Annotated in this window: 8 protein-coding genes and 1 pseudogene; 4 read left to right on the top strand and 5 right to left on the bottom strand. The window is 67.8% G+C overall.

Translation table 11 applies throughout. The annotated features are described in order from the left end of the window. The first annotated feature begins 263 nt into the window (after nt 1-263). The gene (locus ABZ719_RS36755) at nt 264-956 is read left to right on the top strand and encodes a hypothetical protein (RefSeq protein ID WP_366729515.1); all 693 of its coding nucleotides are present in this window, start codon (nt 264-266) and stop codon (nt 954-956) included. Nucleotides 957-1719: 763 nt separating this feature from the next. Here the strand turns inward: ABZ719_RS36755 and ABZ719_RS36750 are convergent. From ABZ719_RS36750 to ABZ719_RS36740, 3 genes are all read right to left on the bottom strand, one after another. Beyond that, nucleotides 1720-2727, bottom strand: a complete 1008-nt coding sequence (locus ABZ719_RS36750; RefSeq protein ID WP_366729514.1) for a glycosyltransferase family 2 protein — start codon at nt 2725-2727, stop codon at nt 1720-1722. A gap of 512 nt (nt 2728-3239) precedes the next feature. Beyond that, complete coding sequence (locus tag ABZ719_RS36745; protein ID WP_366729513.1) at nt 3240-3485, bottom strand: hypothetical protein; 246 nt, start codon at nt 3483-3485, stop codon at nt 3240-3242. Beyond that, nucleotides 3482-3949 carry an SDR family NAD(P)-dependent oxidoreductase gene (locus tag ABZ719_RS36740; RefSeq protein ID WP_366729512.1) on the bottom strand — a complete coding sequence of 156 codons (468 nt, stop codon included), beginning with the start codon at nt 3947-3949 and terminating at the stop codon, nt 3482-3484. Before ABZ719_RS36740 ends, ABZ719_RS36745 begins: the two co-directional genes overlap by 4 nt. 193 nt (nt 3950-4142) lie before the next feature. Here ABZ719_RS36740 and ABZ719_RS36735 point away from each other — a divergent pair. After that, nucleotides 4143-4533: pseudogene (locus ABZ719_RS36735) on the top strand (transposase); the annotation flags it as partial. A 68-nt stretch (nt 4534-4601) separates the two neighbouring features. Here the strand turns inward: ABZ719_RS36735 and ABZ719_RS36730 are convergent. Together ABZ719_RS36730 and ABZ719_RS36725 are read right to left on the bottom strand one after the other, a co-directional pair. Beyond that, nucleotides 4602-5294: a response regulator transcription factor gene (locus ABZ719_RS36730; protein WP_366729511.1), complete on the bottom strand. Its 693-nt coding sequence runs from the start codon at nt 5292-5294 to the stop codon at nt 4602-4604. Further along, nucleotides 5291-6496, bottom strand: coding sequence for a histidine kinase (locus ABZ719_RS36725; protein ID WP_366729510.1), 1206 nt, complete (start codon nt 6494-6496; stop codon nt 5291-5293). Before ABZ719_RS36725 ends, ABZ719_RS36730 begins: the two co-directional genes overlap by 4 nt. A 133-nt stretch (nt 6497-6629) precedes the next feature. Here ABZ719_RS36725 and ABZ719_RS36720 point away from each other — a divergent pair, with 133 nt between their 5' ends. Together ABZ719_RS36720 and ABZ719_RS36715 are read left to right on the top strand one after the other, a co-directional pair. Then, nucleotides 6630-6959 carry a hypothetical protein gene (locus ABZ719_RS36720; RefSeq protein ID WP_234438439.1) on the top strand — a complete coding sequence of 110 codons (330 nt, stop codon included), beginning with the start codon at nt 6630-6632 and terminating at the stop codon, nt 6957-6959. Further along, complete coding sequence (locus ABZ719_RS36715; RefSeq protein ID WP_366729509.1) at nt 6956-7693, top strand: hypothetical protein; 738 nt, start codon at nt 6956-6958, stop codon at nt 7691-7693. Before ABZ719_RS36720 ends, ABZ719_RS36715 begins: the two co-directional genes overlap by 4 nt. Nucleotides 7694-8271 lie beyond the last annotated feature (578 nt).

The raw sequence follows: 8271 nt of genomic DNA, 5'->3' as shown, positions 1-8271 counted from the left end.
CGGGCGCGGCCCAAGGCCCCAGCCTGCCTACCCCGAGCCGGCCCAGACGGTGAAGAAGCTGGTCATTGAGGCCGGGAAACAGGCGGCCCGGCCGGCCTGACGGCACCGTCCTGGCGGACCAGCCCGATGACCCCGCCGGAGGCCGCCCCGAGGTGCAGCGTGGCGAGCTGCGACAGTTGCTGCTGGAATCCCTGCCTGCCGCCAGGGTCGTCTGGGGCCACAAGACTCGGAGTGTTCGGACCCTCGCTGACGGCCGTCACGAAGTGACCTTCGCCAACGGATCCACAATTGTCACCGACATCCTCGTCGGTGCCGACGGTGCCTGGTCGAAGGTCCGACCGCTGCTCTCCGATGCCACGCCCACGTATGCCGGACGCTCGATGGTCGAGACGTACCTGTATGAGAGCGACACCCGGCACCCTGCCACCCTGGCGCTGGTCGGCGGCGGGTCGATGACCGCCTACGACGAAACCACCCGCATCGGTCTTGGCGTGCAACGCGAGCGCGCGGACACCCTGCACTCCTACGCCATGTTCGACCAGCCGCTCGACTGGTTCGACGGCATCGACTTCAAAGACGGCCCTGCGGCCGCCCGCACCGTCGCGGCGATGTTCAAGGGGTGGGCGCCGGAGCTCGTCGCCCTGGTCGCGGACAGCGACATCCCACCGATTTTCCGTCCCTTGTACGGGCTACCGATCGGGCACCGCTGGGAACATGTACCTGGAGTCACACTCATCGGAGACGCCGCCCACCTGGCACCGCCGGACGGCGAAGGAGCGAACTGGGCGCTCTTCGACGCAGGCCAGCTCGGCAACGCCATCGCCGAACAGCCCAAGGACATCGACGCGGCCATCCGCGCCTACGAAGCCGCGCTCTTCCCACGCAACATCGACACCGCAACCGCCGCCGGAGCCTACTACCCCGACTTCAAACCCCTGAACGGGAGTGTTCAATGATCGGCGGATCCGTTGATCAAGGAGACCCCAGATGAGCGACACCACCATCGAACAGGTACCGGGCAGCGTACCGACGGCGGGAGCCGTGTCGGCGAGTGATCGCGCAGGGGGAGAGGATCGCGGGGCGTGGGCGGCGGGGAGCGTTGGGAGTAGGAGCGGCTGATGCCCGCCCAGCAGTACCTCTGGAGTCGCTGGGACTGGAGCCTGCCCCCGCCGCCGGGCCGAGGCGGTGCGGCCGGTGGGACGGCGGGAGGCAGCTCGGGCTGTGAACCTCGCGGCCGCGCGGCAGTACAGCGATCGGGAGGGACACCTGCGGGTACCGCGCAAGGCGGTGGAGGTGCTGCCGGAGGGGACCGAGATCAAGCGGGGTGCCGTCGTCGACAACACCCGCCGTCGGGCCGACAAACTCACCGAGGAACAGGCGCGCGATGGGACACCCTCGGCATGCGCCGGTAGGTGAGGGAGGGTGGATAGCGTCCCGTGCAGGCGTCACCCGGTGACGCCTGCTGAACGCGAACGCTGCCGCCGGCGCCAGCGCGGGTACGGCACCGTGGCGAGCAGTAGCGGCTGTCCGACCGCTTACGGGTCCCCATCGGGGTGTCACTGGCGTACCAGGTGGCTCCGCACTCCGGGCAGCGGGACCTGGGCCAGGGATGCGGGCGCCCCTCCAGCAGGGCCGTGGACGCCTCGCCCCCGGCGTCGATGGCAGCCATCAATGCCGCTCTGTCGGCGGCAGTAACGGTCGAAATCGCCCAGCCTGGGGCTACCGTCCGCGGACGGCGGCGCCCCGGGAGACGAAACCCCGCGCGCGCTGCGGGAGACTGGCGGCCTCCAGCGCACCGTATCTCCCGCTCGCCACGAGTTGGAACTTGACACCCTCCCGACCTTCGGGGTGCTCGTAGCCATCGGGGAGGAACCGCCGGTAGTGCTCGCTGGCCCGTTGGAAGAACTGAGGGCGCTCGGAGCGGGAGAGACATCCCTCCAGATTGAGGAGGAAGAGGTAGTGACGGATCATACGAGTGAAGAGAAAGGGAGCCACAACGTCCAGGGCCTCGCGCTCCTCGAGCAAGTCGAAGCTCTCTTCGTACCGGCTGAAGACGTCGAAGTGGGTGCCGTCCGGTGAGCCTGCGGGGTGTTGAGTGTGCCGACGGCGGATCTGGACGCAGTTCCATTTCAGGACGGCGACCCGGTCAGCGGCGAGCATGGCGCGGTGGACGACTGTGACCTCCTCGTGGAGACCGTCAGGGAACGCGAGTTCCTCCCGGATCCACAAGTCGCGGCGGACCAACCGGTCCCAGGAGTAGGCGGGAGCACCGAACAACTCGGGCTGATCGAGCGGGGCGAAACGCTCACGTCCTTGCCGGGCGAGCAGATCGGCGGCCGCACCGGGCCATGAGCGGCCGCGATGGAGGCGAGTGTGCCCGAAGAGAAGAACATCCGGCTCGCCTGTCGCTTGCAGCCGATCGGCCATCGCCTGAAGCGTTTCACCTCCGATGATGTGATCGCTGTCCAGGAACAGCAGGTAGTCACCGGCGGCGCGCTCCGCCCCCGCGTTGCGTATTCGGCCGATGCCGGCGACGCCCGTCAGCCGCACGACCGAGACCCGCCCATCACGCCGAGCATAGTCATCCACCAAGTCCGCGGGGCATTCAGCAGACTGGTCCAGGACCGCGACAACCTCCACGTCCCGGAAGGATTGGTTCAGTATCGAATTCAGGCAGACCCCCAGTTGTCCGTGAAGGTCGTACGCGGCGACTATGACGCTGATCATCGGCGTGAACTCCGCTCGAAACGCTGCGAGATGAACAGGGGGCGGGCCCGCCCCTGTCTTGATGCCGCCCGCGTACCTCCCCTCGGAGAGCAGACGGCGTGACCCCGACCGGGGTCACTGTGTTCAGCGCGTCCCAGGTCCTGCGTGTCACAGGTGTCGGCCCATTGTTACAAGATCGCCAAGCTTGTGCTCGGTCTCCTGCTGCTGGGATGGCGCGTGCTGCCATGGCCGGTCCCGGTCGGATGGTGCGTCGCTGTGCCGGGGTGACGTCGCGCGCCCGGTGCTCGCGGGTGACCGGCTGGTTGTGTGACCCCCGGGCCCCTCGGTGCGCTGTAAGCGTGGGGCCCTCCTCCCGCAGGTGCCTGCCGCCCTCCGGTGCGGGCTCCTGCGCCACGGGGGCAGGCAGATGCCTTTCGCTGGCGTCTGCCTGCCCGCCGCGGGCCTGGCCGGGACCGTGGTCCGTCATCCGGCGGGCCCCGGTACGCTGAGCCGAATACAGTCCAAATCATTGATCACCGGGCGTTTTCGGGCTGGCCGAGTGTGGGGTGTCGGGGGGATGCGGGGTGGGTGTCCGCGTGTTGCTGACGGACCGCTACGAGCTTGAGGAACTGCTGGGCCGTGGCGCGATGGGCGAGGAGTGGCGTGCCGCCGATCAGCTTCTCGACCGCCCGGTGGCCGTCAAGCTGCTGCGCGCGGCGGAGAGGACGCACACCGCACGTTTCCGCAGAAAAGCCCAGATCGCGGCGTGCCTGAATCATCCGAACGTGGTGGGCATGTACCACTTCGGCTCCCACAGTGCGGCGATGTCCACGATGCTGCCGTGGCTGCGCTTGAGGTGGGGCGGGGCGGCCTGGGCACCGAGGAAAGCACTGTCCGCGTTGGTGGCCATGAAGTGGCGCCATTCGTCGCTCGTGAGCTCCTCGAAGGCGCGGGGGAAGGCGTTGCCGGCGTTCGAGACGAGGTCGTCGATGCCGCCGAAGCGGTCGGCGGCCGCCCGCATCAGGGCGTCGAGGCCCTCGCGGCGGGTGACGTCGGCCGTCACGGTGAGGGCGCGCTCCGGTCCGAGCTCGTCGACGAGCGCGTCGAGGCGGTCGCGGCGCTGTGCCGTTACGACGACGTTGACACCCTCGGCGCTGAAGCGGCGGGCGATGGCGCCGCCGATCCATCCGCTGGCGCCGGTGACGACGACGGTCTTGCCGTCGTATCGGGCACGCGTGGTCATGAGTGGACGTTAGGTCCGATCTTCCCTGGTTCGTGATCGCTCGATCGAGGTACTGATCGTCACGCAGGTCAACTGCTGGGCATGGGCATGGGCATGGGCATGGGCATGGGCATGGGCATGCTGAGATGTGGGCATGGAGCGAGAGCCCTAACCCAGCGGCTTATCGGACGAGCAGTGGGCGTCAATCGAGCCGATGGTCACGGCCTGGAAGCGGGAGAGGGTGGCGCGGTCAGCGACCGAAGATCCCGGGTCCTGCGATCTGCCGGGAGATCGTGAACGCGATCTTCTACCAGAACCGGACGGGCTGCCAAGGGCGCTACTTCCCGCATGATCTGCCGTCCTGGTCGGCGGTGTTCTACTACTTCGGCCTGTGGCGCCAGGACGGGCTCGACCAGCGGATCTCCGAACTCCTGCGCTGCCAGGTACGGGAGAGAGCCCGGCGATTAGAGGCCCCGTCCCTGGTGATCATCGACACCCGGTCCGTCCGCGCGGCCGCGGGTGTCCCGAAGACCACGACGGGACTGGACACCAACAAGAAGGTGTCGGGGCGCAAGCGGGGACTGGCAGTTGATATTCTGGGGCTGATCAACAGCACGACAAAACCACGGCCCGGGCCGAAGAATTACGCAACCAGATCGGACTTGACGTTCACTCAGGAGTTCTGCTGCGCTCGGAAGACCATGAGTGCCAGCTGGACGCGGTTGTCCAAGCCGGTCTTGGTGAGTGCGCGGGAGATGTGCGTCTTGACTGTGCCTTCGCTCATGAAGAGTGCCTTCGCGATGGTCGCGTTGGAAGCGCCTTCAGCGACAGCCTCGGCGACGGCGCGCTCCCGATCGGTGAGCGCCTCCAGTGCCTGCCGAGCTTTGGCGCTGGTGGAGTCCTCGGCTGTGCGAGTGTGGCGGGCCACGAGTTGGCGGGTGATCGTTGCCGAGAACGCGGATTCGCCTGATGCGGCAAGGTGAATCGCGTGGCAGAGCTCTTGTGGCGCGACATCCTTGAGCAGATATCCGCTCGCGCCGGCCTGCAACGCGTCGAGGACGTGTGTGTCCAGGTGGAAGGTGGTCAGCATCAGCACCGCGACCGACGGCACCGCCGCTCGGACACGGCGGGTGGCCTCGACGCCGTTCATCTCCGGCATCTGCAGGTCCATCAGCACGACGTCGGGACGGTGCCGCGTGGCCGCGACGACGGCCTCGGCTCCGCCGGATGCCTCGGCGACGATCGTGATGGTGGGGTCCACCGACAGGACCATCGACAGCCCCGCGCGGACCATCGCGTCGTCGTCGACGATGAGCACCGACGTGGGTGCGCCGGGGGCGCTGCTGGAACGTGGAGAGCTGGTCATCGCAGGGGCACTCGCGCAGTCAGTCGGAACTCGTGGGTGTTCTCACCGCGGTCGACGACCTCGTGTTCGACTACGCCTCCCACGGTGGCGATCCGTTCGACGAGACCGCTCAGGCCGGCGCCGGTTCCGGGCAACGCTGACTCGGTTTCTTCGATCGGGTTGGTGATCGTGACGAGGGCATCGCTGCCCTCGCGGCGGACATTCACCGTCACCAGTGCGCCGGGGGCGTGCTTGCGCGCGTTGGTCAGCCCCTCTTGCACGACGCGGTACACGTGCTCGGCGCCCGAAAGTTCCCGCAGCGCGGCTGTGCTGCCGGTGCTGCCGCTGTTGTCGGGCAGATCAAGGTGCGCGACGATCAACTGACCGGCTTGTCTGGCTTCGTCGATCAGTCCCGCGACGGTGTGCTCGTGCTCGGCAGTTTGCGGTGTCACGATGGTGCCGTCGCGGAGCATCCCGATCACCGTGCGCAACTCGTCGAGCGCACTGATCGCGGTCGTGCGAATCGTCGCGGCTGTCGTGCCGACATTCTTGGCGTTGTCCCCGGCGACCGCGAGCCCGCCGGCATACAGCGCGATCAGCGAGATGTAGTGCGCGACCGAGTCGTGCATGTCCCGGGCGATTCTGGCGCGCTCGGCCATCTGGATCTGTTCCGCACGCTGCTCCCGCTCCCGCTCGATACGGGCCGCTCTGTCCCGGTAGACCGCGACCAGGTCCTGCTGCTTCTGCTGCAGTGCGCCCCAGGCCACGACGGCGAGTGCGATCGCGGTGTTGACCACCACGGTGAGGCTCAGCGCGGAGTTGGCCGGATACAGCAGCCAGAAGACCAGGGCGCCGGCGATATCGGCCAACGCCACCACGAACGCCTGCTCGATGCCCCGGCTGCGTGCCACGGCGAACAGGGCCACGTAGTTCGCCACGCCGGCGGTGGCGCAGAACGCCCCAGCGACCGCCAGCACCAGGCCGACCACGACCGGAGCACGGTAACGGACCAGCAGGACGAGACTCGCGACGGCGCCCACGGAGATGTCGAGGACGCGCCACCCGCCTCCCGGGCGTTGCTCGAGGACCAGGAACAGCATGGCGAGTCCACCGGCGAACGAGGAGAGAACAAGCAACGCCGACCGGCCGCGCTCGATCCACGGCCCTCGACGCACCGGTATCTCGTCGTTGCGACCGCCGACGACGGCGAGGGGAGGAGACATCACCGAACCACCCTAGACCGGCGGCCTCGACGAGGCAGTCAACGAAAGTCGTAGAAACTGTCGGCCGTTCGTGGACGGGATCTGTCCTATCGGCAGACGTCCGGCACATCGGCCGGCCGACATGGTTGAGGACATGAACACCACACGTCCTCGCCGACACCTGATGACGCTGCTCGGGCTCGACCCGACCGATCAGCGCTCCACGACCCGGATCCGCTTCGCCGTCACCACGGTGGCCGCCTTCGCGACCGCCGTCCAGATCATCGTTTGGTTGCTGATGGGCATCTTCCGCACCGACCTCGACGGTCCGTGGTGGCTGTGGACGCCCGGCAGCGCCCTTCTCATCAACGCTGCACTGCTGTCCGTGGACCACGTCCGCGACCAGTGGCTACGCACCGGTTCATCGCATCGCCTCCAGACCGGACACCTCCGTACCGACGACGTCACCCGGGAGTCGCTGTGACCACGCCATCGTCTGCGCAGAACCTGTCTGCCTCGTCTCGTCACGCAGCCGACGCATCGGACCTGTCCACCACCACCTTCGCCGGCCGGGCGGGGATGGCAGTGGGTGCCCTCTCGGTGCCGATGGTGGCCTTGTACTTCGTCTACTCGGGGCCACCTCCGGAGTGGAACGTCCTGACGCGTAGCCTGCTGACGCTGGTGATCATGGCTGTGCTGACGGCGTTCGGGGTCGCTCTGGCGCGTCTGCTTCCCAGGGACGACACGGGCCGGCGCGCCATCATCGGTCAGCTCACCATCGTGTCGCTGCTCACCTACGTCGCGGTGATCCTCTTCGCCACCTCGCTGGAGGCCGGTACTCCCTTGGCCTTCCCGGATCGGGGGATGGACCCGACCACGGACGGCCCTCTGGCGGCCGCCATGGCACTGGCTCATGGTCCGATCGCACACCTGTGGATCGCGATGTTCTTCCTCGGGTTCGCCCGTGCCGCGCAGCGGTTCACGGCAGCCGCTTCGCCGGTGGTGCCACGGTGGACCCTGCGCGGTTCCATCGTCGTCGGAGTCATCAACCTGCTGGCCATCCCGTCGCTCTACTTCGGCATGGACGCCACCCACTTCTACGCCGTCAACGGGTGGGGTGCGGATGCCCTCGTCGGTCTGATCACTCTCGCCTGGGTCGGCTTCACCGGTCTGGGCATCCACCGGGCCGGCAAGAAGCGGGCACGCATGCTGACTTGACGGACCGGACTGACCTCCGCCTGGCACGAACCGCCCGCGAAAGAGAACCCCCGGTGTGTTCCGGAGAGGCCTTGGAGCCCTTCCTCTCACCGGGGGTCCTCGCCATCTCCGCGTTGGCCCTGCGGCGGCTGAGAGCCCATCTCGTTCGGTCGGCGTGGTCCTGCTCCTGCTGCCGATGAAATTACCGGATTCGAGGCCCCTTCGCCGTGGCGCTGCCGGTCAGATACCGAGCAGGCATCCGGCTTGTGCGGGCGAGGACGTCCGGCCTGCTCCTGCGCTACGTCCACCGTTACCTGCCCACCCTCCGCGATGGCGAGCACCAACTTGCTCCGACCCTGCCAGAGCGGAAGTCGGCGAAGGAGCAGTGCCCACCGTCAGTTCGTCAACTCTCCCTGACCACTGGACAGGCCCACGGCAGCCGCCTAGAAGAAGACGTGCCCACCAAATACAGAGCGGAAGCCAAGATCTCCGACAGCGTCAGGCACTACTGACTTCGGCTTGTCAGGGTGACGCCGGTTCGTCGAGAGCCAGGCCGGTGCCCACTATGAAACCGTCGAGGGTGCCTGGCCGGTACTGGA

The organism is Streptomyces sp. NPDC006743 (assembly GCF_040703815.1).
Taxonomy (GTDB): domain Bacteria; phylum Actinomycetota; class Actinomycetes; order Streptomycetales; family Streptomycetaceae; genus Streptomyces.
Note: the sequence above shows the minus strand (reverse complement) of the source record. Positions and strands in the feature narration are given on the sequence as shown.

Excerpts from the sequence above, each read along its gene's own strand:
- ABZ719_RS36750 (WP_366729514.1), bottom strand. The coding sequence starts at position 2,727 with ATGATCAGCGTCATAGTCGCCGCGTACGACCTTCACGGACAACTGGGG.
- ABZ719_RS36745 (WP_366729513.1), bottom strand. The coding sequence starts at position 3,485 with ATGATTCAGGCACGCCGCGATCTGGGCTTTTCTGCGGAAACGTGCGGT.
- ABZ719_RS36740 (WP_366729512.1), bottom strand. The coding sequence starts at position 3,949 with ATGACCACGCGTGCCCGATACGACGGCAAGACCGTCGTCGTCACCGGC.
- ABZ719_RS36730 (WP_366729511.1), bottom strand. The coding sequence starts at position 5,294 with ATGACCAGCTCTCCACGTTCCAGCAGCGCCCCCGGCGCACCCACGTCG.
- ABZ719_RS36725 (WP_366729510.1), bottom strand. The coding sequence starts at position 6,496 with ATGTCTCCTCCCCTCGCCGTCGTCGGCGGTCGCAACGACGAGATACCG.
- ABZ719_RS36720 (WP_234438439.1), top strand. The coding sequence starts at position 6,630 with ATGAACACCACACGTCCTCGCCGACACCTGATGACGCTGCTCGGGCTC.